Here is a 23313-nt window from a genome sequence, read left to right as displayed (position 1 = left end):
ACGAACGGCAGGACGTCCACAGTGGGCCCGCCCACCAGCACTTCATCGCAACATCGTTGAGCGTGCGCAAGGTTCCGCAAGGCACGCTCAGAGTAGCTGCGCCGGGAGCCGTCCCCTCACAATCGGCGGTCGTGACATCCAGTACGCCAAGCCGCAGGAGGTCGTTTCCGTGAACGAAATACCCACAGTTCTGGCACCTGCCCTCAGCTCGCGCAAGACCTCCCTCTTCGTCCCCGACAGCTTCCCGCGCAGGCGAGGACTCATCGTACTGCTCAGTCTGATCGGCGGTCTCTTTCTCGCCTACGCCTGGTCCGCCAAGCTTGTGGACGACGAGATCGGATTCAACACCGCCGATACGATCCTCGGGCACAACGCAGCGGCCACGCCTATTGGCGGTATGGCCGCCGGTGTGGTCTTCGCGTTCGTCACCGGCCTGGCCGGGTCCTTCACGGCGTGCAACATCGCGGTCTTTGGAGCGGTGGGGCCGCTGGTGGGGCAGAGCCAGTCACGACGGGCCCGGTTCCTGCACACCGTCAAGCCGCTGGGCTGGATGGCCGTCGGCATGATTCCGGTAGATGTCGTCTACGGAATGATCGTCGGTATGGTCGGCACGCACATGCCGCAGTTCTCGAACGTCGTGAATCCCGCCGGAGGTATCACTCCTAGGATCATCCAGGCGATGATCACCTTTGGTTGCATCGGCACCATGATGATCGTCCTTGGATTGGCCGCCATGGGCCTGATCAAAGATCCGCTAGCCGCCATCTCCCGTCGATTCCCACATTCGCCGCTGATCCTGATGGGTGCACTGGCCGGAGCCTTTCTGATAGGACGGCCCTATCCTCTGTTCCGCAATCTTTTCCGGCACGCCGCGACCACCCACAACCCGCTGTACGGGGCGATGGCCTTCTCCGTGCAGTCCATCGGCAACATACTCGTCATGTCATTGCTGTTCATCGCGCTTTCTTACGGAGCAGGCGAACGCATACAACGCTGGCTGACGAGTAAGCCGGGAAGGGGTGCCACGTTGACCGCCTCGGCGTTCCTGGTCACCGGCGTCTTCACCCTCGTCTACTGGACCGTGCGGATTCTCGGCAGGTTCGACTACCTCTGGTTCCCGACGGCACCGTGGAACAACTGACAGCGCAGACCTTTTCCTTCCGGCGACCGCTATGCCCAGAAGCCGAAAGTGGGCCCAGTCGCTCGACATCCGGGCCACACTCGACGAGGCATCCAACCCGGCCGGTCTCCGCGCCGGCGAGCAGCAGGGGTTGCTCGTTGGTGGCCTTGCGGTCGGTGACGGCGCCCTGGGCTTGTGGAAGGCCCTGGCCGAGGTGTTCCCCGACACCCACGAGCAGAGGTGCTGGGTTCACAACACGGCCAATGTCCTAGACTCCATGCCGAAGTCCGCGCAGCCGGGCGCGAAGAAGGCCATCCAGGACATCTGCAACGCCGAGGATCGCGACCATGCTGAGGCGGCGATCACAACGTTCGCCCAGCTCTACGGCGCGAAGTTCCCCAAGGCGGTCAAGAAGATTACCGACGACCAGGACCAGCTGCCGGCGTTCTACAACTTTCCCGCCGGGCACTGGATCCACCTGCGGAGCACGAACCCCATCGAGTCGACCTTCTCCACCGTCCGGCTGCGGACCGAGGTCACACGAGGTGCCGGCTCCCGCACCGCCGCCCTGGCAATGGTCTTCAAGCTGGTCGAGTCCGCCCAGCAGCGGTGGCGGGCGGTGAACGCGCCCCACCTCGTCGCCCTCGTCCGCTCCGGAGCCCGCTTCGAACGCGGCCAGCTCGTCGAACGACCCAAGGCGGTCGCGGCGTGAGCACCCTCGCGGCCCAGGCCATCAGCACCCAGCGACTGGACCTGCTGCCACTGCACGTCGAACACGCCGAGGAAATGGCCGCCGTGCTGTCCGACCCGGCCCTGCACTCCTTCATCGGCGGCACTCCCGACACCCCGCAAGCCCTGCGCTCGCGCTACCAGCGCATGACCGCGGGCTCTCCCGACCCGGCCATCTCCTGGCTGAACTGGGTAATCCAGCTCCGTGACGAGTCCTGCCTGACGGGCACCATCCAGACGACGGTCAGCCCCTCCGCCCACGGGCCCATCGCTGAGATCGCCTGGGTGGTGGGGACCCCGTGGCAGGGAAGAGGCATCGCCACCGAAGCAGCCCGAGGACTTGTCGACTGGCTCAGCCAACTGCCCGTACACACCGTCATCGCCCACATCCACCCCGAGCACCGGGCATCCGCCGCCGTCGCCACCGCCGCCGGGCTCACACCCACCGACGAATGGCACGAAGACGAGATCCGATGGCACCGGAGCATCAGGAAATAACTTCAACGATCCATAGGCATTGCCTATTACTCCTGGCGGGACCCGCGCGAGGCCAGGAAAAATTCGTGTGCCTCAAAGGACGGGGCGCGCCATTGTCGCCCCCCATCCGCTGGGCCAGCGACTGGTCAATGTGCAGCGCTGTCTGCGCACCACGGATCTGGAGGAGGTCGGCGATGCCACCCATCTAACTGTCTTCGAGATGCTCGGCACCTGGTCGCTGGGCGCCTACGAGGGCTCACTGAGTCTCGACTGGGGGTACAGGCTGCTCACCGATGGACTGGGGGTCGATCCGGGCTTGCTGCATGCCACCGTCTATGGCGGCGATGACCAGATCGGGCCAGACACTGCTTCCCTGCAGGGTATCAACAAGGCTACTGGGCCGGTGGGTTGAGACGTCGAACACCTCCCCCAACGGCATGGGAGCCTTGTGCGTTGCGGCCCTCACCTCAACCTGCCCGGCGTCACCCGAACAGTGGCCACGCTGAAAACGCTCACTGAAGTCCGCGCAGACCCCGCGACCCCGGTAGGCGGGGCCGACTTCCTCAGCTACGTCAGTAAGTGGGTTCCCGCCTTGGCGGGGTCGCGATGTCCGCAAGGCTGAAGTGGCCACCGCAGAAGGGGTCTCCTAGCGTGACGTTGAGCGCCGCAGAGGCCGCTGTGCGCAGTCGGACCCTGGGAGGAGCACCCATGGATCAGGCACACGGAGGGCATGGAATGGGAGGCATGGGAGATATGGGGAACGTCGTGTCGTCCTGGGACACCTTGGGCGCAGTCTTCTTGATCGCCTGGGCCGCCGCAATGTGGCTGGCCGTCATCGTGCTCGCCCTGGCCAACCGCGGGCCCGCGCGACCCTGGCTGTTCAAGACCGCGGTCGCCGTCATCGGGCTCGGCGTGATCGGCCAGATCGGTCACTTCCAGGAGCACGTGGCCCAGACCGGCTACTGGGTGGCACACCCGTACTCACCGGCATGGATGACTCCGTGGGGAAACGGCCTGGCACGGGGCATGGGGCAGGTGGACCCGAGCAAGCCGACCCTGGGCATGGAGATCCTGCACCTCACGGGCAACTTCATCTTCCTCGCCGGACTCGTCGGCGTCATGCAGATCACCCGGCGGGCCGTAGGAGGGCTCAAGTCGCGCAAGTGGGCCAAGATGGGCGTGTGGATGCAGGGGATGCACGGTCTGGAACATCTCGTCCTGACGTTGTCCGTCGCACTGGGCGCCAGCCGCGCCATCGGGCTTTCCACCTGGTTTGGCCTGATCGAGCCGGGGCCAGCGCTGGTGACGTACCGGGTGTGGTGGCACTTCATCGCCAACCTGGTCGGCTCCGTGATCTTTGCCGTGTCTCTGTACCACCTGTGGAAGGAGAGGCACGCGGTCAAGGCCGGGTACCAGGCTTCCGGGGTGGAGGAGTCCGTGTTCGTGCCGTCTTCGGTGTCCACATCGCTTCCCGCATCCGAGGAGGAGGCGGCGCCCGGGCACGATCTGGTCGGTCGTGCCTGAGGGTTGGCGGTGCCGGTGTGAACTCGTCTGCCGGTGAACAGGGTTGCGTTGGTTCACGGCACCGCCGGCACAGGCCCTGTGGGGCAAGACGGCCTCATATACCGTCGTGCCCCGTGCAGCGGCTGCTCGTGGCGAACCTCCAGAACACCCCCTCGAACTGCTGCCGCAGCCGCTCGGGATACGGGCCGTACTCGCTGATTGGCAGGTACGGCTCGATGAACTCCCCTTCCCCGTCGAACAGTTGCATTCGCATCGCGCCAGATGGTCTATCGAACCGGACAGTGCCACGAAGGTATCTGCCGCAGATTGATCACGACTCGATGGGCCTGTTGAACCTGTGCGGTCGGCCCAGAGCGCGATGACGGCATTGCTGCCGTTCCGTTTCTCTGGGCCGCTGACCCGAACCGGATGTGCGTGTTGGCCACGCATCCGGCTCTCCACGTGACTTGCCCAGCTGGTCAGCCGTTGTCGGCTGCCGGTTCGGCGGTCCACGGAGTCGGGATCCGAGCTCCGCGGTAGCGATAGCGTTCGATCATGACGCTGGATGCGCCGAGGAACACGATGCCGCCATCGGTGAACCTCCATCCCTGGTCACAGAATCCCTTCAACTGGCTACTGGAGATGCTGTGTTTGCGGCGGAGCCAGATCGCGACACGGTGCCACGCGTGGTGGTCGACCGCGTTGAAGTCCGCTTCGCCGAGTGGTGGCGGAAGTAGGTCGCCCATCCGCTCAGTGTCCGGTTCAGGCCCTCCAGGAGGGTGGCCAGACTCTGATTCTGGGTGTGTCTGTAGGTTCGTTCCGAGACTCGGGCCTTGACGGCCTTCTTCGAGGCCGGGTGTAGACGACGAGCTTGTTCGTGCTGCGTTTCCGCTGACGGCGGATGCGATGGCCGAGAAAGTCGAAACCGTCGTCGATGTGGACCACGCGGGTCTTCTCCGCACAAAGCCGCAGCCCGAGCGGGGCCAGTACCTCGGCGACCTGCTCGCGCAGGGCCTCGGCCCGGTGGGCCGGACCGCTGACGTGGACGACGTAGGGTCGACCCGAGGCGCGGTACTGGTCTTTCGACCAGCCCGTTTCCTCGGGCCGCCCTCCGAACCCGGCGTGCCCATTACTGACCCGGCAGGCGAAGCGGGCGGTGTTCGCGCCCGACCTGATCGGCCGGGACTTCACCGCGCCCCGGCCCGGGATGCGGTTCGTCGGCGACATGACTGAACTCAGCACGCTGGAAGGGAAGGTGTATCTGGCGACCTGTATCGATCTCGCGACGCGGGAGGTGGTCGGCTGGGCGATGGCCGACCACCACCGCGCCGAGCTGCCGGTCGCCGCCTTGCGGATGGCGGCCGGGCGTGGCGGCCTGGAGCAGGGTTGCGTCATGCGTACGGATCGCGGCAGCGAGTGCACGAGTGACGAATTCAGCAGCAAAATACGCAAGTTGCGCATGAGGCAATCGATGGGGCGTGTCGGCTCTTGTTATGATAATGCTGCCGCGGAAAGCTGGTTCGTCATCCTGAAAGCGGAGATCGGGACGACGATGTGGGAGACCCGCGAGGCCGCCCGGGCCGACGTTTTCCGTTACGTCGAGGTCGAGTACAACCGTAGTCGGCTCCGTCGGCACCCCGACTACGGGTACATCACCCCGCTCGAAACGCGATCCTTGCTCCAGGAAGCCCCCGGAAGGGTCAGACGACCCAGGCCGGAATCCCTGGACTTGAGAGCAGGGAGTACGTCAACGAGCCACCCTCACCGAGGGACTGGCCGCGTAGATCGTCTCCACGCTTCGAGGGATTGACAAAACGAGTCTCCATGCGAACCCGGGCGGTTCAAGCGGCAATAACCGCCGTACCCGGCCGAAACCGGAGATCCCGGTGGCACCCAGGCCTTCGCCTGCCTGCTGTCCCAGGTCGACTACGAGGCAGCCGCGTGGTCGTGCCTTCAGTTCGCCACCGGGACGAGATCACCGGCGCGTTCACCCCGCACGTGCTAAGGAATCAGCCGCAATGCCCAGTTCCGGATCGGTTCTCGGACGCGGGACAGCACCTGCCGCTTCGCTGGCTTTCGCGCAGGCGGTGAACCTGGGCCAGGCGCCGCAGGGAGGCCAGGAGAAGGTCCCCCATAACGTTGCCGACGATCAAAGCTTCCGTCGCTTCTCTGGTACTGCCGTCAAGGTGCGAGGCCTTCACGTCAGCTGCCGCGGCGATCTCCGCCGACCGTGCGTACTCGTCGAGCTGGTCAGCCAGGCCCGTCTGCCCTAGCCGTAGTAGGGTCTCCAGGGCCTCAGCGGCCGTATAGACGGCCGGACTGTCGGGTGAGATCGCCCATCCCCAGTCCTCGGCGAGGGCGAGGATTTCGGACACGGCAGCATCGGAGGTGGCCTCCGTGCGCTGCAGGCCGGCTCGTGTGCTCAGCGGTTCTTGGGCGGCGCGCTCCACGTCCTTGGGGCGGACGTCCGGCTCTTCCATCACCGTCAGAACGTTGCGGACCGTCGCAAGGGACAGGCCGCCAACCTCGAGCAGGGCGCGTATGAGCCGGAGCCGGTGCACATGCCGAGCGTCATAGTCCATCTGTGTCGCGGTGACCCGGTCACCGGGCTCAAGCAGGCCCTCGCGCAGGTAGTACTTGATCGTTGCAGTGGACACGCCGCTTGTTTCACTGAGCTGCGCGAGTCGCATTGATCCCCCTCATTGTGTTCCCGCGCCCATTTTGCCTGCTGTACCGCACGCCTCGTCTCTCCGGCAGGAAGGGCACTTCTGCACCCGGGGTACCGCAAGTCCGCACATGTGAAGTGGCCGCCGGGTCCGACGATCCCTAGCCTCAATACCAGTGACTTAAGTTCCGTCGCTGGCAGGGTGCTTGGCCGGGAGGTGTTGGGATGCCACGGCCGGGTCAGGTCAAGCCGGAGACAGACGAGCGGCTGTCGGATCGCATTGCGATCGGGTTGCTGACGCGGTCATTCCCGCCGGAACTGGTGGACCGGGTGGTGGCCGAGTGTGGGCGATCCAGACAGCGCAATCGGTTGCTGCCTCCGCGCGTGGCGGTCTACTTCGTGCTGGCCATGTGCCTGTTCTCCGGCCAGGGCTATGAAGAGGTCGCCCGGCTGCTGACCCACCGGCTGGACTGGGCAAAACGCTGGTCCGGGCCGTGGCGGGTGCCGACCACGGCGGCGATCTCGCGGGCCCGTGCGAAGCTCGGGCCGGAAACATACTGAGCGGTCGTGCGCGATTGTGAGAAATCGCCGCTTGTCGATCTCGGGAAACATGGTCTGAACAGGTAGTTTCCACGGCGACGTAGAACAGTGGATGGATTCTACTGGTGATTCGTGCAGGCCAGCGCCATGGGGTTGTTCGGCGGAAGCTACAAGGCCGTTGGTGCTTCGGAAGGCGGGGAGAGCGAAGGGCCCGGGGAGCATCGGGCCCGGGATGGCCGATGGAGGGAGCGGTGAGGGGTGGGGCTGGTGAGGGGGCGGACGTTCGGAGGCGTGGGTGGGTTGCCCGGTCCGTGGGGCGTCCGTGTCACGCAGGCACCCGTCGCCTGGCCCGCCCCCTGGCCGTGATCATGCCGGGCCCTCGTAGGGCAGCAGTTCGGGCCGCTTCGGCAGGCGGCCGTCACCCGAGGACCGACCGGTCAGGCGTCGGCCGATCCAGGGCAACAGGTGCTGCTGGGTGAACCGCACGTCCGCGACTCGCCTGGCCGTCCAGCCGGGCGGCTTCGTCGCAGGCGGTGGGACGTGCCACCCGGTGTCCTCCGGCTCGTACCCGAGCGTCTGCCACACTGCCTCGGCGACCCGGCGATGCCCTTCCGTCGTCAGATGCAGCCGATCCACGTCCCACAGTCGCGGGTCCGCCAAGGAGGGCGCCCCGTACAGGTCGACTACCAGGGCGCCGTGCTTTGCGGCCAGCTGCTCCACGCAGGCGAACAGCTCCTCCATGCGTGGCCGGAACCGCTCCAGCACAGGGCCCTGGCGGCCGGGGCTGCGCATCAGCACCAGTTGCCCGCAGGACGGCGCCAGCCGCTCCACGGCCTCGGTCAGTAGCCCGCGCACCCGGCCCATGTCGCACTTCGGGCGCAGGGCGTCGTTCAGCCCGCCCACCAGGGTGATGACATCGGCGTCCATGCCCGCCGCCACCCCCACCTGCTCCTCGACGATCTGACTGATCAACTTTCCGCGTACGGCGAGATTGGCGTACCGGAAACCGGGCGTGCGGGCGGCCATCCGCATGGCGAGCAGGTCGGCCCAGCCCCGGTAGGAACCGTCGGGCAGCAGGTCCGACATGCCCTCGGTGAAGGAGTCGCCGACCGCGACCAGACTGGTGTGCGCGGGAGGAGTGGTAGCGGTATTCGTCTGCATGGCGACAGCGATGGTATCCCTGCTCCATACCCGCCGGTCGGTCGACCCCGGTGGGCCGGTGCTCAGGCGGGCTGCCCGAACAGCTCCCGCAGCACGTCCTCCATGGTCACCAGGCCGGCCAACCGCCCGTCGTCGCCGAGCACGGCGGCGAGGTGGGTACGGCTGCCCCGCATCGCGGTGAGCACGTCGTCCAGCGGGGTCCTCTCCCGCACCCGTGGGATGGGGCGCATGTCACGCAGTTGGAACGGCACATCCCGCGGCGAGGTGTCCAGCGCGTCCTTGACGTGGAGATAGCCCACGATCCGCCGGCCGGTGTCGACCACCGGGAACCGGGAGAAGCCGGACTCGGCGGACAGCCCTTCCAGTTGTTCCGGGGTGACGCCCACGCTCGCGTACACCACCCCCTCCAACGGGACCACCACGTCCCGCACCGGTCGGCTGCCCAGTTCCAACGCGTCGTGCAGCCGCTCCTGCGCCCGGTCGTCGATCAGGCCCGCCTCGCCGGCGTCCTTGACGATCTCGGCGAGTTCGGTGTCCGTGAATGTCGCCGCCACCTCGCCCCTGGTCTCCACCCGCAGCAGCTTCAGCAGTCCGTTCGCGAAGGCGTTGACCGCGAAGATCACCGGACGCAGTGCCCGGGACAAGGCGACCAGCGGTGGACCGAGGATCAGTGCGCTGCGCACCGGTTCCGCGAGGGCGATGTTCTTGGGCACCATCTCGCCCAGCAGCATGTGCAGGTAGGTCGCCACGGTCAGTGCGATCACGAAGGACACGGCGTGGCCCGCGCCCTCGGGGATGCCGACGGCGTGGAACACCGGCTCCAGCAGGTGCGCGATCGCCGGCTCGGCGACCACGCCGAGGACCAGTGTGCACAGCGTGATGCCGAGCTGGGCGGCGGCCAGTAGCGCCGACACGTGCTCCAGGCCCCACAGCACGCTCCGTGCGCGCCGGTCGCCCTCCTGGGCCACGGGCTCCACCTGCGACCGGCGTACGGAGATCAGCGCGAACTCGGCGCCCACGAAGAAGGCGTTGACGACCAGGGTCGCCAGGCCGATCAGCAGCTGTACGGCGGTCATCGTGCGCCCCTCGGCGTCTCGTCGGTCTGCTCGTCGTCCAGCGGCGCGTGCAACAGCACCCTGGCCGCCCGGTGGCCCGAGGCGTCCACCACGTCCAGCCGCCAGCCAGCGACGTCAACCCTGTCGCCGGTGTGCGGTATCCGGCCCAGCTCGGTGGCGACCAGGCCGGCCAGGGTCTCGTAGGGCCCCTCGGGTACCCGCAGGCCCACGCGCGCGAGCTGGTCGGTGCGGGCGGCGCCGTCCGCGGAGTACAGGGCTCGGCCGGCGTCGTCCGCGCCGGCCGGGGCGAGGTCCGGTGTCTCGTGCGGGTCGTGCTCGTCCCGTACCTCGCCGACGACCTCTTCCACGATGTCCTCCAGTGTCGCCACGCCCGCCGTGCCGCCGTACTCGTCGATGACGACGGCCATGGTGCGCTTGCCGGAGAGCCGGTCCAGCAGCCGGTCCACGGTCAGGGACTCGGGAACCAGGAGCGGCTCGCGCATCACCTGGGCGACGGAACGGCGGGGCCGCTCCCAGGCGGGCAGTGCCAGTACGTCCTTGATGTGGGCGATGCCGACGACCGAGTCCAGGCTGCCCCGGTAGACCGGGAACCGGGACAGTCCGGTGGCCCGGGTCGCGTTGGCGACGTCCTCGCAGGTGGCCAGGGTGTCGAGGGCGACGACCTGGACCCGTGGGGTCATCACGTTCTCCGCGCTCAGGTCGGCCAGGTTCAGCGTCCGCACGAACAACTCGGCGGTGTCCGGCTCCAGCGCGCCCTTCTTCGCGGAGTGCCGGGCGAGGGCGGCCAGCTCCTGCGGACCGCGTGCGGAGGCCAGCTCCTCCGCCGGCTCGACACCGAGCCGGCGGACCAACCGGTTGGCCGTGTTGTTCAAGTGCGTGATGAAAGGGCCAAAGACCGCGCTGAACCAGCGCTGGGGGTTGCCGACCCGCTTGGCCACGGCCAGCGGCGAGGAGATCGCCCAGTTCTTCGGCACCAGTTCGCCGACGACCATCAGGAACACCGTGGACAGGGCCGTGCCCAGTACCAGCGCGACCGAACTCGCTGTGGTCTGCGACAGGCCCATCGCCCTGAACGGTCCGGCGAGCAGCTTGGCGATCGAGGGCTCGGCCAGCATGCCGACCACCAGATTGGTGACGGTGATGCCGAGCTGGGCACCGGAAAGCTGGAAGGTTAGGTTCCGCACGGCCTTGAGGGCGCCAGGGGCACCGCGTTCACCGCGTGCGGCGGCCCGCTCCAGCTCGCCGCGTTCCACCGTGGTCAGCGAGAACTCGGCCGCCACGAACGCGCCGCAGGCGAGCGACAGCAGGATCGCCACCATAAGGAGCAGCACTTCGGTCATCGGGTCACCCCTGTCCCATGATCGGACAGGGCAAGGGAGATCGCGCGGTGTCGCGGACTGGGAGGCTCGCCCATGGGCGGACGCTCACAACCTTTCACGGAGGGCCACATGTTTCTTCAATAGTAAAGGATGAGCAAAGAGTGGTGGTGGTGGTCGCCCCGGCTGTGGACAGCGTCCTCCGCTCCGCCCGAGCCGGGATGCCCCGCCGGGGTCGAGGGCGGCAGGTGGCAGGCCGGGGGCCCTTGCCGTGCTAGCACCCCGGCGCTAGCGTCGAAGTATGGCGAAGACCCAGCTGAACGTGCGCGTGGACGAGGGGACCGCCCGCGCGGCCCGCGAACGGGCGCTGGCCCGCGGTATGAGCGTCAACCGCTACATCGAAGAGCTGGTCAGGCAGGACACCGGGGAGGCCGGCCGTACATTCGTCGAGGCGGCCGCCGACTTCATGAAGCAGTACGGGTCCGTATTCGCCGCGGAGACCGCCGAGGAACGCCACAGGAGTAGCGCCACCGGTACCGGTGACGGCCGCCGTTGAGACTGCGACCGGTCCCTTGAACGAGCTCAGCATCGATCTCGCCTGGCTGCTCATGCTGGCCGAACAGAAGACGCCCGGTGACCCGCAGGTCACCGACTGGGGGGCACTCGTCGCCGCCGTCGCCCGGCACCGGGCGGAGATATTCGGCGTGGCCGTCTATGACAGCCCGCACGCCCGCGCCGCGTCCCTGCTCCAGCTGCTCATCCACGTCCCGGCGCTGGAGCGCTCCAACGCGCTGTTCGCCTCCGCGGTCGCCTACGCCTATCTGATCGCGAGCGGCGCGAAGGTCGTCACCACCCCGGAGCAGGTCCGGGACCTCGCCCGACTGGTCAAGAACGGCGAGGCGAGCGTCGACGACATCGCGCGGGAACTGCGCCGCTGGAGCATCTGAGGGAACCGGGGCACTCCGTCGCGCCGGACGAACCGTTCACCGCAGGAACAGTCGGTCAGGGTGCGTCCGACCGGTCCTGCCGCCAGGCGACCCCCAGCGCGCAGAACGAGGTCGGCAGTGCCGGACCGTTCTCCGGCAACTGCACCCGCCGGTGCGGGCCGAGCCGGAACCCGGCTTCGCGCAGCGCCGCAACTGGCTCGCGGGACACATGGCAGCCACCGAACAGCGCCGGCCACACGGTGCGGTCCAGAGCCTGCTGGGTCAGCACCATCGCCGCTCCGCCGCCCCGGCCGTGCTCGAAGAAGCGCACCTCGCCGCCAGGCCGGAGGACCCGTCGCACCTCACCCAGCGTCCGCGCCACGTCCTGCACGCTGCACAGCACCAGCGACAGCACGGCCGCGTCGAAGGCCTCGCTCTTGACCGGCAGCGCCTCTGCCGCGCCCGGTACCACGTCCACCGGCACCTGGCTGCGCAGCCCGGCCTGAACCGCCAGTCGTCTGAGCAGTGGTTCCGGTTCGATGGCGACCACCTCCGCAACCGCCCCCGGGTAGTGCGCGAAGTTCAGCCCGTTGCCCGCACCGATCTCGATCACCCGCCCGGACAGCCCGGCGAGCAGCCGCTCACGTATCCGGGCCATGCCCAGTCGGGTCTCGGCACTGACGCTCAGCCGGGCGTAGTAGCGGGCGAACAGCGGATGGTGGACGGGACCCCGCACCACCTCGCCGGAGCCGGTGGACAGCAGCCGCATGGCAACCTCCCGGAGCAGGACGGCCTAGGGAGAGTGTCCCCCGCAGGACACCGTCGCACCCCCGCCGAACGGTTTGGGTCAGCTCCGGTGAGCGGACGAGCTAGTGCCGCGGCAGGCGACGTTTGCCCGGGGCGAACGTCGCCTGCCGCGGCCTAGTAGTGCTTGGTCAGGTCGTCTTTGGTGGTGCGTGCCCTTCGGGTTGTGTGTCGCGTTGAGGGTGTGTGACTCCGGACGAAATGGCTGCGGTGCGTGATGAGTTGGAGGCGTTTGCTGCGGAGGTGTTCGAGCCGTTCGCGCGCAAGGACCAGCGCCGGTGGGGGCAGGTCTACCTGCGGGGACTGCTGACCGACGGCAAGCGCAAGTCGGTCGAGCCGATGGCCGCTCGCCTCGGGGAGGACGGGAACCGGCAGGCTCTGGCCCACTTCATCACCGCCAGCCCGTGGGATCCGGCCCACATCCGGGCCAGCCTGGCCTGGAGGATGGAGACGGCGATCCGCCCGACCGCGCTGGTCTTCGACGACACCGGCTTCTTGAAGGACGGCACTGCCTCGGCGTGTGTGTCGCGGCAGTACACCGGCACCGCGGGCAAGGTCACCAACTGCCAGGTGGGCGTCTCGCTGCACCTGGCCTCCGATCATGCCTCGGCAGCGGTCAACTGGCGGTTGTTCCTGCCCCGGACCTGGGACCCCGCCTCGCCGGAAGCTGACCCGGGCAAGATCGCCCGTCGTGTCACTTGCGGCATCCCGGAGGATGCCGGGCACGTGGAAAAGTGGCAGCTCGCCCTGGACATGGCCGATGAGACTCGTTCCTGGGGGATCGATGTGCCGCTGGCCATCGCAGATGCCGGATACGGCGACGCCGCGGCCTTCCGTCTCGGCCTGAACGCACGGGGCATGCGCTACGTGGTGGGCATCTCCACCACCCTGTCGGCCCAGCCCGCCGACGCGGTTCCGGTGGCCGAGCCGTACTCCGGGACCGGACGGCCACCGGTGCCGAAGTACCCCGAGCCTCCGCGTTCGGTGAAGGAGCTGGTCATCGCGGCGGGCCGGAAGGCCGCACGGCCGGTCCAATGGCGGGAAGGCTCCCGGCCCGGCACCGGCCGCTCCGGCTTCAAGCGGATGTACTCCCGGTTCGTGGCCTTGCGGATCCGGCCCGCCGGGCGTCAGATCCGCCAGGCCACCGAGGGCCCGGAACTGCCCGAGTGCTGGCTGCTGGCCGAGTGGCCCGCGCGCGAGAGCGAGCCGGTCCAGTTCTGGCTGTCCGACCTGCCCGCCGACACCCCGCTGACCACCCTGGTCCGCCTGGCCAAGCTCCGCTGGCGCATCGAGCACGACTACCGCGAGATGAAGCAGGCTCTGGGGCTGGCCCACTTCGAGGGCCGGACCTGGGGCGGCTGGCACCACCACGTCACCCTCGTCTCTGCCGCCCACGCCTTCTGCACCCTGCAACGACTGGCCAGAGCCCCAAAAGACGCGGCGCCGGCCTGAGCCTCTACCAAGTCGTCCGCGAGCTGCAGACACTCCTCGCCACCTGGACCGGCGCCTGCCCCACCTGCCACCGCGACATACCCACGGCCGCACCGACCTGACCAAGCACTACTAGGGCCCTTCCCGCTTCTGGAAGGCCTCCCCGTCCCAGGTCCCGTTCAGTCGGGGCGCGAGCCACCCCGGCGCCTGGCTGCGGAATCCGGTCGGTGCGAGGGAGCCGGCTCCGGCAGGCACCGCGCCGAGCAGCGGGGCGGCGGCGACTTCCGGCAGGTCGGACACATTGCAGCGGTCGGCGAGGCCGGGGTGTTGGGGCCAGCTGCCGATCACCACTCCGGCCGGCTCCAGACCGTGGCGCCGCAGTTCGCGAGCGGTCAACTCGGTGGCGTTCAGTGTGCCCAGACCGGCCGGGGCCACGATCAGCACGGGTGCGTCCAGCATCCGGGCCGCGTCGGCCAGGGTGCCGCCGGCCGCGTCGAACCGGACGAGCAGCCCGCCTGCTCCCTCGACCAACACCAGGTCGTGCACGGTGGCCAGCTCGGCCGCTCGGTCGGCCACCTCCTGCGGGTGCACGGGCGCCATCCCGGCCCGCCGGGCCGCCGTCCCCGGGGCCAACGGCTCCGGGTAGCGGGCCAGTTCGGCGGCCGTGACCGCCCCGGCGAGCCGCGCGACCTCGTCGGCGTCCCCGCGTTCGTCCGGTTGCACGCCCGTCTGGGCGGCCTTCAGCACGGCCACCGAGTGTCCGGCCGACAGCGCCGCGGCGGCGACGGCCGCAGTGGTGACGGTCTTGCCGACCTCCGTGCCCGTCCCCGTGATCACCAGTACGGGCATCTCATCCCTCCCGTGCCGCGGCGCACACTGCGCGCGCGATGCGAGCCACGTCCGCATCCGCGGTGACGTACGGGGGCATCGTGTAGACCAGGTCGCGGAAGGGGCGCAGCCACACGCCCTCCCGTACGGCGGCCGCGGTGGCCGCGGCCACGTCGACCTCGTGGTCGACCTGGACCACCCCGATGGCGCCCAGGACCCGGACGTCCCGTACCCCGGGCACCGCACGCGCGGGTGCCAGTCCCGCGCTCAGACCCGCCTCGATCCGCTCGACCTCCGACCGCCAGTCCTGGCCCAGCAGCAACTCGACGGAGGCGCAGGCCACGGCCGCCGCGAGCGGATTGCCCATGAACGTCGGGCCGTGCGCGAGCACCGGCACCTCGCCCCGCGAGATGCCGTCGGCGACCCGCGCGGTGCACAGCGTGGCCGCCATGGTCAGATAGCCACCCGTCAGTGCCTTGCCCACGCACATCACATCCGGGGTGACGCCCGCGTGGTCCGCGGCGAACAGCGCTCCAGTCCGGCCGAAACCGGTGGCGATCTCGTCGAACACCAGCAGCACGTCGTGCGCGTCGCACGCCTCGCGCAGCACCCGCAAATAGTCGGGGGAGTGGAAACGCATACCGCCCGCGCCCTGCACCACCGGCTCCACGACCACCGCGGCCAGCTCGTCGGCGTGCCGCCCGATCAGCTCCCGCAGGTGCTCCGCGTACGACTCCTCGTACGGTGCGGGCGGCGCGTCCGCGAAGACCTGGCGCGGCAGCACGCCGGACCACAGCTCGTGCATCCCGCCCTCGGGGTCACACACCGACATCGGATGCCAGGTGTCGCCGTGGTAACCGCCCCGCCAGGTGAGCAGCCGCTGCTTGTCGGGCCGGCGGAGCGAGCGCCAGTACTGCAGGCACATCTTCACCGCGACCTCGACCGACACCGAGCCGGAGTCGGCGAGGAACACGTGTTCCAAGCCGGCCGGTGACATGTCGACCAAGAGCTTCGCGAGCCGTACGGCGGGCTCGTGGGTGAGCCCGCCGAACATGACGTGGCTCATCCGGCCCAGTTGCCCGTGTGCCGCCTCGTTGAGGACCGGGTGGTTGTAGCCGTGAATGGCCGACCACCACGACGACATGCCGTCCACCAGCTCGCCCGAGCCGTCCGCGAGCCGCAGCCTGACCCCGCTCGCCGACTCCACGACGAGCGGTTCGACGCGTCCGGGCATCGGGCCGTACGGATGCCACACGTGCTGCCGGTCCAGCTCCAGCAGTTCGGGGACGCTCCGGTGGGGCAGGTCAGGCATTGGGCGCGAGGTCCGTTCCGGCGCCCCGGCGGCGCACCGCGACGAGATCGGCGCGCGGCTCCTGCGCGGCCGGCGGTGTCTCCGTGCCGCAGACACCGCCGCCCTCGTGACATCCCGAGCTCTCACGGGAGCCGCAGCCGCCGGCCGCCCGGTGCTCGGGGAGCGTCACCTCGTCGGCGCCCTCCACCTCGAAGCCGGCGTCCGCGATCATCTCCAGGTCGGCCTTGCCCGCCTGGCCCTCGCTGGTCAGGTAGTCACCGAGGAAGATCGAGTTGGCCAGGTGCAGGGCCAGCGGCTGCATGCTGCGCAGATGGACCTCCCGGCCGCCCGCGATGCGGACCTCCACGTCCGGGCAGACGAAGCGGACCATCGCGAGGATGCGCAGGCAGCGCTGCGGGGTGAGGTGCCACTCCTTGGCCAGGGGGGTGCCCTCGAACGGGATCAGGAAGTTCACCGGCACCGAGTCCGGATCCAGCTCACGCAGTGAGAAGACGACGTCGACCAGCTCCTCGTCGGTCTCGCCCATCCCCGCGATCAGGCCCGAGCAGGCGGACAGACCGGCTGCGTGCGCCTTGTGCACCGTGTTCACCCGGTCGGCGTACGTGTGGGTGGTGGTGATGTCCCCGTACGTGGACTCTGAGGTGTTCAGATTGTGGTTGTAGGCGTCCGCGCCCGCCTCGCGCAGCCGCTCGGCCTGCCCGTCGGAGAGCAGACCGAGACAGGCACACACCTCCACACCCTCGTTCTGCTCCTTGATCGCCTTGATGGTGTCCGAGACCCGGTCCACGTCCCGGTCCGTCGGACCGCGCCCGCTGGCCACCAGACAGACACGCTTGGCGCCTCCCTCCAGGCCGGCGGCGGCTGCCGCGGAGGCCTGGTCCGGCTTGAGCCAGGTGTACTTCAGGATGTCGGCCTTGGAACCGAGCCGCTGGGAGCAGTAGGAGCAGTCCTCCGGGCACAGGCCCGACTTGAGGTTGACCAGGTAGTTGAGTTTCACCCGGCGCCCGAACCAGTGCCGGCGCACCTTTCCGGCCGCGGCCACCACATCGAGCAGGTCGTCGTCGGAGGTGGCCAGCACGGCGAGTGCTTCCTCGCGGGTCGGCAGCTCGCGCCGAAGCCCCTTGTCCACCAGCATGTTCAGCAGGTCCATGAGGTCCGATCCTGGCCTACCGGACCGCCCCGGGCCAAGGAGAGTTTGCACAACCCAGACAGTTCACCGTGTGTGTATTGCCACATCCTGGGCGGGCGGCCCTGCCGCTAGGGTCTGTTCGCTACCTACAAAAGCACCGGAGGGGTCATGGCGTTCGGGTGGATCGACGAGCAGGCCGAGGCGCGTCGTCGCGCCGGACTCGTACGCACCCTGCGCCCGCGTCCCGCCGACTCGCCGCTGCTCGATCTGGCGAGCAATGACTACCTGGGCCTGGCACATCACCCAGAGGTGACCGAGGGAGCGGCCCGGGCCGCCCGGACCTGGGGCGGCGGCGCCACCGGTTCGCGGCTGGTCACCGGCACCACCGAGCTGCACGCCGAGTTGGAGCACGAGCTGGCCGCCTTCTGTGGCTTCGAGGCGGCCCTGGTCTTCTCCTCCGGATACGCCGCCAACCTGGCCGCAGTCACCGCGCTCGGCCCGCACGGCGCGCTGATCGTCTCGGACGCGGGCAACCACGCCTCGCTCATCGACGGCTGCCGGCTCGCCCGGGGCGGCACGCAGGTCGTCGGGCACGCCGATGTGGAGGCCGTACGCAAGGCCCTCGGCACGCACGAGGGCCCGGCCATCGTCGTCTCGGACACGGTCTTCTCGGTCGACGGGGATCGGGCGCCAGTGGCCGCGCTGGCCGAGGCGTGCCGGGAGCACGGTGCGGGGCTGGTCGTGGACGACGCGCACGGGCTCGGCGTGCTGGGCGCCGGCGGCCGGGGCGTGCCGTACGAAGCCGGGCTCGCGGGCGCCGAGGACGTGGTGGTCACGGCCACTTTGTCGAAGTCGCTGGGCAGCCAGGGAGGGGTGGTGCTCGGCCCGGCCCGGGTGATCGGTCACCTGGTCAATGCGGCCCGGACGTTCATCTTCGACACGGGTCTGGCACCGGCGGCGGCGGGTGCGGCCCTGACCGCGTTGCGGCTGCTTGTCCGCGAGCCGGAGCGGGCGGCACGCGCCCGGCAGGTGGCGGCCGGGTTGCACGCACGGTTGACCGCCGCGGGCCTGGAAGCGGTACGTCCGGACGCCGCGGTGGTCTCGGTGCGGGCCCCGTCCCCGGAACAGGCGGTGCGCTGGGCGGCCGACTGCCGTTCGGCGGGTCTGGCCGTGGGCTGCTTCCGTCCTCCTTCCGTGCCCGACGGCATCTCACGGCTGAGGCTGACTGCCCGTGCGGACCTGACCGGGGCCGAGGTCGAACGCGCTGTACGTGTGATCGGCGAAACGCGACCATGAGTCGGCGTGACACGGCCGTGCCTCGCTCGAATGTGACCGAATCTGATCGGTGGGCTGGGGCTGGTCAGTAGGGGGTCGGGTGTGGTTCGGCGGGTTTCACCGGAGCGTGGCCACGAACCCCGCCCAGCTCCGGGCAGCGAAGAGCAGCGCCGGTCCGGCCGGGTTCTTCGAGTCGCGCACGGCGAGCAGTCCGGCCCAGGGGCCGGAGCGGGGCCGGGCCGTTTCCACACAGTTGTTGGCTCCCGTGCTGTGGCTGCTGCGCAGCCAGTGCACGTCGTAGAGGTCGGTACTGGCAGGGACGTTCCGAGGCAGTGCTGGCATGGGTGCCTCCTTACGCGCCATCACCTATCCCGGCGATGTAGTCCAACGAGTCTTCGGGAGAGAGGGCGTGGAACCGAAGGGTGTCGAAGGCCTCTGAGTAGGACACGAGGTCTTCTTTCCGTTCCAGGTAGAGGCTACTCGTCAACTGGTCGAGAACGACAACATCCAGATCAGAAGTGCTCGGAAATGAGAAGATGACGAAAGGTCCGGTGAGGCCGACATGTGCTCCGGCAGTGAACGGCAGTACCTGGAGACGCACTTGGGGTAACCGGGCCGCCTCCACCAACTGCTCCAGTTGCCGTGCCATCACCTCCGGACCACCGACCTCGCGCCGCAGCACCGCCTCGTCCAGTACGGCGCTCAGCTCCAGCGGCCGGTCCGAGCACAGGACGTCCTGTCTGGCCAGCCGTACCTCGACCAGCGCGTCCAGGCTTTCCTCGGCCAGGTCCCGTACGGCGGCCCGGGTCACCGCGCGCGCGTACTCGGGTGTCTGCAGCAGACCCGGTACCACCGTGGTCTCCAGGGTGCGCATCGTGCTCGCCTGGGACTCCAGGCTGATGAAATCCCGGTAGGCGGGCGGCAGCACTCCGCGATACGCGTGCCACCAGCGGTGCCGACCGCCAGGGTCTTTGGGCCCCGCCAACATCAGCAGCAACTCGCGAAGGTGTTCGTCCCGCACCCCGTAGGCGTCGAGCAGCAACCTCACGTCGTCCGGTTTCGCCCCGCTGGCACCGGTCTCGATGCGGCTCACCTTCGACTGGTGCCAGCCGACCAGCCGCGCTGCCTCGCCGCTGGTGAACCCGGCGTCGGTGCGCAGCGTGCGCAGTTCAGCACCCAGTTTGCGGCGGCGCACTGCCGGACCGTTCTGCATGGGCTCCTCCTTACTCCTCGGGGGCCGCCCACATACGGTCTCGCGTCGCAGAGTTCACCGCTTCGAGCGACAGATATATGCATATCTTGGTGGATCGCCTCCCGTCACCCGCCCGGTGATGGCAGTCTGACGAGGAAGCACCGGGCCGGGACCGTACTCGAACCATCCGCTCCATACCGGACCGCGGTCCCGGGGGAAAGGGACGACGTCGCCATGGCAGACCATCTGGAAGCATCCGTCACTCTGCCGAGCGATCCCGCCTCGGTTTCCGCCGCCCGCTCCTACGTCGTGGGCATCCTTGCCGAGTGGGGACTGCCGCCGGGCTCCGCAATGGCCGACACCGTGCGGCTCATCGTCTCCGAACTCGCCACCAACGCGGTGCAGCACACCTTCGGGCAGTCACCCACCTTCACGGTCGACATCGCACTGGACCGTGACGAACACCTGCGCATCGGGGTCACGGACAGCCATCCCCGCTTCCCCAGGAGACTGCCCGCCGCCGTGCAGCAGGACAACGGGCGCGGCATGGTCATCATCCGCTGCCTCACCGCGGAGTGCGGCGGCAGACTCCGGGTCCACCCCACCCGTGAGGGCGGCAAGACGGTCTCCATCGAGATTCCCTGGGCGGTCCCGGCCGAACCGGTCACCACGGTGGGGCAGCAGGAGACCTGACCGTGGGCGAGGCAGCCTGGTGGCAGGGACGGACAACTCATCGCTTCCACCGGAATCGCGACCGAACTGGTGGCCATACCGGGTGCCGATTTCACGGTGGTGGTACGTACTGCGCTGGACTCCCGCCACGCCGCCACGCCGGCGCGGTGTGCGGGCTCGGCATCGCGAGCGGTCTCCTCGTGCACACCGCCCGTGCGGTGGCCGGGGTAGCGACGGTGCTGGTCGCCGTTCCGACGTTGTTCGGGGGCTGCGGCAGCTGGGTGGCGCCCACGTGCTGCACCTTGGGGTGTGCACCCTGTGGGCCCCGCGGCGACCCGCAGGGGGCCGTCGGGGTCACGGCCGAGGACGGGCATCCGCTTCGCCAGGGTTGCGTCACCAACGTGCTCAATCCGAAGGCCTCGCTGACCTTCCTCAGCCTGTTCCCGCAGGGAGCCCCGTGTCGCCCAGGACGTTGCTGCTCGCACCGAGCACGTGCGCGCTGGCCTTGGCGTGGTTCCGGGGGGTCGTGCTCCTGGCGGACCGGCTCGTCGGGTGGCTGCGCCGGCCCCGGGCCGTTGGGGACTCCAGCCGGCACCGGGGTGGCGCTGACGGTGCGGGGAGCGGCCCTGCTGCTGGAGCTGCTCCCGCCCTGACGGAAAGTCAGCTCACTCGGCCGTACCAGACGCTCCTGGTCCAGATCTTCTGGAGCTTCACCACGTCGCCGGTCTTGGGCGCGTGCCAGATACGGCCGTGTCCGGCGTAGATGCCGACGTGGTAGACGCTGGAACCCGAGTGGAAGAACACCAGGTCGCCAGCCTTCCGGCTGCGGGCGGAGACGTGGTGCGTCTTGTTGTACTGCTGGGCCGCGGTGCGGGGCAGCCGCTTGCCCGCCTTCTTGAACGAGTAGAGCGTCAGCCCCGAGCAGTCGAACCTGTGCGGCCCGGTGGCGCCCCATTTGTAGGGGGAGCCCTTCTTGGAGGCCGCGACCCGCAGCGCCTTGGTGGCCATGCTGGCGGCCGAGGCGTCGGCGGCGAGACCGGGGACCACGATCGAGCCGCCCACGGCGGCGAGAGTGAGGGCCGAAGCCGTGCCGGCCCGGGCCATCAGTGACGGGACACGATTGAGCGCAGTCATGCGCAACCCTTCGTCAGCCGCCTGTGAAGGATGACCTGTCGGATTCGGGCTGGCGAAGTTGCCCGGCCGCGTTGCCGCGGCTTCACCCCAAGGGCCAGCCGGAGCTTCTGCCCGTCTGCGATGAGCAGACGGACGTCCGTTCCGGCGACCCGCCTTGCCTGGGTCCTCCACTCCTGCCGATCCACTCCTGTCGACCGGTCGTCCGGACGGCGGCAGGACTCGGCGTCCGCCCGGACCGCCCCGCCGCTGTGGCGGGGGCTTGTCGTCGGACACGGATCCTCACTCACCAGTGTCTGAAAATCCCAATGGAAACGGGGATTTGTGGTGTTACTCACCACTCACCCGTTCGGGTGGACACAGCTTTGTTCGACATTCCATCAAGTTCCCGACGTAGCCCCGGACCTGGGGCGCAGCACGACACGGCAACGCTCGGATGTACTGCGCGCGCAAGTCGGAAGGCCCGGAAAAACATCCGGACATACACCGGTCGGCGGTACGTCGTTCGGGCCGTTTCGACTCCGACCCGAACGACGTGTCGACACCCGGGGCTCGTCGGGCCGGACGCGTGTCCGGATCAGCCGACGCAGTCGGGCGGGAGCGTGACGCGCGCAGTCCGGCGTTCACCGTCCAGCACCCGCAACGCCCGTGCCAGCGTGTCCCCGTGCAGCTCCGACTCGCCTCGCTGGTGCATCAACGCGAGCGTGTCGTACACCTCTGCGGACTTGCGCACCAGGGCCTGAGCAGCACGCAGTGCGCGGTACGTGTCCCCGTCGCGGGCCGGGTTGATCCGGCCCAGCAGGTCGACGGCGGCCAGGTAACGGTCAATCAACTCGCCTTCCGCCCGCGTGAGAGCAGGCAGCGGCGGTAGTTCCGGTGGCAGCATCCGGGGCTCACTTCTCCCGCGGTGCATCGGGCAACTGCCGGCGGCCGGGCACGATGCCGTCCACCAGGCCGTAGGCGAGTGCTCTGGGGGCATCCAGGGCCAAGTCCCGCTGCACGTCCCGGCCGACCTGTTCCGGTGTGCGCCCCGTGTGCTCGACGAGCATGTTCTCGAGCAGGGTGCGGGTCCGGTCCAACTCCCAGGCCTGGATGGCGAGGTCGCTGGGCGACCCGTGCACCGGCTCCGGCAGCGCGGGCTGTTCCAGCACCATGCGCGCGCTGGGTAGCGTGAACCGCTTGCCCGGGGTGCCTGCCGCGAGCAGTACAGCGGCGACGGAGGCTGCCTGCCCGAGACAGTAGGTGGCCACGTCGCACCCGACGTACCGCATGGTGTCGTAGACCGTTGCCATCGCGCTGAAGGTACCCCCCGGAGAATTGATGTAGAGGGTGATGTCCCGGTCTGGGCTCGCGTGTTCCAGGTACACGAACTGTGCCGCCACATCATTGGCTGCCGTGTCGTCGAGTGGCGTCCCGAGGAAGACGACCCGTTCTTGAAAGAGCTTTCCGTAAGGATCCAGCGCGCGTGTGCCGGCCTGGGTGCGCTCGGTGAACTCAGGCAGTGCGCGGCGGGCGGACGGTCGGGACACAGGCATACCCCTCCTCATGGCACGACCCCTCGCGGGCCGACTTCTGTACAGAATGTACAGGACGTACGTAACGGGGTGTCAGAGGCGTCGTCGCTCGGCGCAGTGTGTGGGCGCTGCTCCGACGTCCCTCCGTGTGTCGCCTCGCTGCCGCGCTACGTCGCGGGATGGCCCGCGCGGGGCTGTCGGCGACTACTGCGACGGCGTGTTCGCATCCCGCAACGTCCATGAGGAGGGCGCCTGGGGCGTCGTCGTCGGCAAGGGGTGCGGGGCGGCCGACGGCTCCCACCGGTACCACTGCGTCGAGGTTCGCCTGGTGGACGGCGCCACCGTGAAGGCCCGCATCGGGAAGGCCCCATGGGGGTCCCTCGCTGTGGGTGACCGTCTCATCGAGGCGGTCGGCGCAACCGCCGCGGTCCGGCTGTGACCACCTGTGACCTGCGGTCGGCGGGCGCTGAGTGGACCGCACCGGCACCCTGCCCGCCACCTAAGCTAGAGGT

26 protein-coding genes and 3 pseudogenes are annotated in these 23313 nt (G+C 69.0%); 13 read left to right on the top strand and 16 right to left on the bottom strand.

What is annotated here, in order from left to right; genetic code table 11:
* Positions 1-169 precede the first annotated feature (169 nt).
* From LK06_RS02460 to LK06_RS02440, 5 genes and pseudogenes are all read left to right on the top strand, one after another.
* Positions 170-1141 carry a hypothetical protein gene (locus LK06_RS02460; RefSeq protein WP_199806313.1) on the top strand — a complete coding sequence of 324 codons (972 nt, stop codon included), beginning with the start codon at positions 170-172 and terminating at the stop codon, positions 1139-1141.
* A gap of 121 nt (positions 1142-1262) precedes the next feature.
* A pseudogene (locus LK06_RS02455) lies at positions 1263-1832 on the top strand (transposase); the annotation flags it as partial.
* The gene (locus tag LK06_RS02450) at positions 1829-2347 is read left to right on the top strand and encodes a GNAT family N-acetyltransferase (RefSeq protein WP_039653764.1); all 519 of its coding nucleotides are present in this window, start codon (positions 1829-1831) and stop codon (positions 2345-2347) included. The pseudogene LK06_RS02455 and the gene LK06_RS02450, both read left to right, overlap by 4 nt.
* 100 nt (positions 2348-2447) lie before the next feature.
* Positions 2448-2705: pseudogene (locus tag LK06_RS02445) on the top strand (alanine--tRNA ligase-related protein); the annotation flags it as partial.
* A gap of 356 nt (positions 2706-3061) precedes the next feature.
* A complete protein-coding gene (locus LK06_RS02440; RefSeq protein WP_374208092.1) occupies positions 3062-3850 on the top strand; it encodes a DUF6008 family protein in 789 nt (262 codons plus the stop codon).
* 94 nt (positions 3851-3944) lie between these two features.
* Here the strand turns inward: LK06_RS02440 and LK06_RS32960 are convergent, their stop codons facing one another.
* The 3 genes and pseudogenes from LK06_RS32960 to LK06_RS35165 form a co-directional block, all read right to left on the bottom strand.
* Positions 3945-4103: a hypothetical protein gene (locus LK06_RS32960; RefSeq protein WP_159025265.1), complete on the bottom strand. Its 159-nt coding sequence runs from the start codon at positions 4101-4103 to the stop codon at positions 3945-3947.
* 205 nt (positions 4104-4308) lie between these two features.
* On the bottom strand, positions 4309-4575 hold the full coding sequence (locus LK06_RS34170; protein ID WP_052319088.1) for a hypothetical protein: 267 nt from the start codon (positions 4573-4575) through the stop codon (positions 4309-4311).
* 17 nt (positions 4576-4592) lie between these two features.
* Positions 4593-4793: pseudogene (locus LK06_RS35165) on the bottom strand (hypothetical protein); the annotation flags it as partial.
* A 192-nt stretch (positions 4794-4985) separates the two neighbouring features.
* Here LK06_RS35165 and LK06_RS02430 point away from each other — a divergent pair.
* Positions 4986-5639: an IS3 family transposase gene (locus LK06_RS02430; protein ID WP_089516721.1), complete on the top strand. Its 654-nt coding sequence runs from the start codon at positions 4986-4988 to the stop codon at positions 5637-5639.
* 199 nt (positions 5640-5838) lie between these two features.
* Here LK06_RS02430 and LK06_RS02425 read toward each other — a convergent pair whose 3' ends face one another.
* Positions 5839-6519, bottom strand: coding sequence for a MerR family transcriptional regulator (locus LK06_RS02425; RefSeq protein ID WP_052319089.1), 681 nt, complete (start codon positions 6517-6519; stop codon positions 5839-5841).
* A 200-nt stretch (positions 6520-6719) separates the two neighbouring features.
* Here LK06_RS02425 and LK06_RS02420 point away from each other — a divergent pair, with 200 nt between their 5' ends.
* Positions 6720-7055 (top strand): transposase domain-containing protein, encoded by a 336-nt coding sequence (locus tag LK06_RS02420; RefSeq protein ID WP_039653769.1) that lies wholly within the window; start codon positions 6720-6722, stop codon positions 7053-7055.
* Between the two features lie 345 nt (positions 7056-7400).
* Here the strand turns inward: LK06_RS02420 and LK06_RS02415 are convergent, their stop codons facing one another.
* The 3 genes from LK06_RS02415 to LK06_RS02405 all read right to left on the bottom strand — a co-directional run bounded on the left by LK06_RS02415 (position 7401) and on the right by LK06_RS02405 (position 10611).
* Complete coding sequence (locus tag LK06_RS02415) at positions 7401-8195, bottom strand: SGNH/GDSL hydrolase family protein (RefSeq protein ID WP_043435636.1); 795 nt, start codon at positions 8193-8195, stop codon at positions 7401-7403.
* A 62-nt stretch (positions 8196-8257) separates the two neighbouring features.
* Entirely contained in the window at positions 8258-9271 is a 1014-nt protein-coding gene (locus tag LK06_RS02410) for a hemolysin family protein (RefSeq protein WP_039653772.1), read from the bottom strand.
* Positions 9268-10611, bottom strand: a complete 1344-nt coding sequence (locus tag LK06_RS02405; protein WP_039653774.1) for a hemolysin family protein — start codon at positions 10609-10611, stop codon at positions 9268-9270. Before LK06_RS02405 ends, LK06_RS02410 begins: the two co-directional genes overlap by 4 nt.
* A 277-nt stretch (positions 10612-10888) precedes the next feature.
* Between LK06_RS02405 and LK06_RS02400 the strand changes: the two genes are divergently transcribed.
* Both LK06_RS02400 and LK06_RS02395 read left to right on the top strand, forming a co-directional pair.
* Complete coding sequence (locus LK06_RS02400) at positions 10889-11143, top strand: hypothetical protein (protein WP_043435637.1); 255 nt, start codon at positions 10889-10891, stop codon at positions 11141-11143.
* A gap of 16 nt (positions 11144-11159) precedes the next feature.
* On the top strand, positions 11160-11534 hold the full coding sequence (locus LK06_RS02395) for a hypothetical protein (RefSeq protein ID WP_039653964.1): 375 nt from the start codon (positions 11160-11162) through the stop codon (positions 11532-11534).
* Positions 11535-11589: 55 nt separating this feature from the next.
* Here the strand turns inward: LK06_RS02395 and LK06_RS02390 are convergent, their stop codons facing one another.
* Positions 11590-12282 carry a class I SAM-dependent methyltransferase gene (locus tag LK06_RS02390; RefSeq protein ID WP_039653778.1) on the bottom strand — a complete coding sequence of 231 codons (693 nt, stop codon included), beginning with the start codon at positions 12280-12282 and terminating at the stop codon, positions 11590-11592.
* Between the two features lie 236 nt (positions 12283-12518).
* Between LK06_RS02390 and LK06_RS02385 the strand changes: the two genes are divergently transcribed.
* Positions 12519-13769, top strand: coding sequence for an IS701 family transposase (locus tag LK06_RS02385; protein ID WP_167747955.1), 1251 nt, complete (start codon positions 12519-12521; stop codon positions 13767-13769).
* Between the two features lie 111 nt (positions 13770-13880).
* On the opposite strand, the gene bioD is transcribed toward LK06_RS02385, so the two are convergent.
* From bioD to bioB, 3 genes are read right to left on the bottom strand one after another with little or no spacing between them, the layout of a single operon-like run.
* Positions 13881-14597, bottom strand: coding sequence for a dethiobiotin synthase (bioD, locus tag LK06_RS02380; RefSeq protein ID WP_039653780.1), 717 nt, complete (start codon positions 14595-14597; stop codon positions 13881-13883).
* A 1-nt stretch (position 14598) separates the two neighbouring features.
* A complete protein-coding gene (locus LK06_RS02375) occupies positions 14599-15888 on the bottom strand; it encodes an adenosylmethionine--8-amino-7-oxononanoate transaminase (RefSeq protein ID WP_039653782.1) in 1290 nt (429 codons plus the stop codon).
* Complete coding sequence (gene bioB, locus LK06_RS02370) at positions 15881-17038, bottom strand: biotin synthase BioB (RefSeq protein ID WP_039653784.1); 1158 nt, start codon at positions 17036-17038, stop codon at positions 15881-15883. Before bioB ends, LK06_RS02375 begins: the two co-directional genes overlap by 8 nt.
* A gap of 147 nt (positions 17039-17185) precedes the next feature.
* Here bioB and LK06_RS02365 point away from each other — a divergent pair, with 147 nt between their 5' ends.
* Positions 17186-18313 carry an 8-amino-7-oxononanoate synthase gene (locus LK06_RS02365; RefSeq protein WP_039653785.1) on the top strand — a complete coding sequence of 376 codons (1128 nt, stop codon included), beginning with the start codon at positions 17186-17188 and terminating at the stop codon, positions 18311-18313.
* 96 nt (positions 18314-18409) lie between these two features.
* On the opposite strand, the gene LK06_RS02360 is transcribed toward LK06_RS02365, so the two are convergent.
* Complete coding sequence (locus LK06_RS02360; RefSeq protein WP_039653787.1) at positions 18410-18634, bottom strand: DUF397 domain-containing protein; 225 nt, start codon at positions 18632-18634, stop codon at positions 18410-18412.
* A 10-nt stretch (positions 18635-18644) separates the two neighbouring features.
* The gene (locus LK06_RS02355; protein WP_039653789.1) at positions 18645-19505 is read right to left on the bottom strand and encodes a helix-turn-helix domain-containing protein; all 861 of its coding nucleotides are present in this window, start codon (positions 19503-19505) and stop codon (positions 18645-18647) included.
* A gap of 213 nt (positions 19506-19718) precedes the next feature.
* On the opposite strand from LK06_RS02355, the gene LK06_RS02350 reads away from it, so the two are divergent.
* Complete coding sequence (locus tag LK06_RS02350) at positions 19719-20177, top strand: ATP-binding protein (RefSeq protein WP_039653791.1); 459 nt, start codon at positions 19719-19721, stop codon at positions 20175-20177.
* A 639-nt stretch (positions 20178-20816) separates the two neighbouring features.
* On the opposite strand, the gene LK06_RS02340 is transcribed toward LK06_RS02350, so the two are convergent.
* The 3 genes from LK06_RS02340 to LK06_RS02330 form a co-directional block, all read right to left on the bottom strand.
* Complete coding sequence (locus LK06_RS02340) at positions 20817-21290, bottom strand: C40 family peptidase (RefSeq protein WP_039653792.1); 474 nt, start codon at positions 21288-21290, stop codon at positions 20817-20819.
* A gap of 574 nt (positions 21291-21864) precedes the next feature.
* Positions 21865-22173: a hypothetical protein gene (locus LK06_RS02335; RefSeq protein ID WP_039653794.1), complete on the bottom strand. Its 309-nt coding sequence runs from the start codon at positions 22171-22173 to the stop codon at positions 21865-21867.
* Between the two features lie 7 nt (positions 22174-22180).
* Positions 22181-22816: an ATP-dependent Clp protease proteolytic subunit gene (locus LK06_RS02330; RefSeq protein ID WP_043405349.1), complete on the bottom strand. Its 636-nt coding sequence runs from the start codon at positions 22814-22816 to the stop codon at positions 22181-22183.
* A gap of 202 nt (positions 22817-23018) precedes the next feature.
* On the opposite strand from LK06_RS02330, the gene LK06_RS02325 reads away from it, so the two are divergent.
* Entirely contained in the window at positions 23019-23240 is a 222-nt protein-coding gene (locus tag LK06_RS02325; RefSeq protein ID WP_039653797.1) for a DUF7489 domain-containing protein, read from the top strand.
* Positions 23241-23313: the final 73 nt, after the last annotated feature.

The organism is Streptomyces pluripotens (genome assembly GCF_000802245.2).
GTDB lineage: Bacteria > Actinomycetota > Actinomycetes > Streptomycetales > Streptomycetaceae > Streptomyces > Streptomyces pluripotens.
This window is presented reverse-complemented; position numbering and strand designations above follow the sequence as displayed.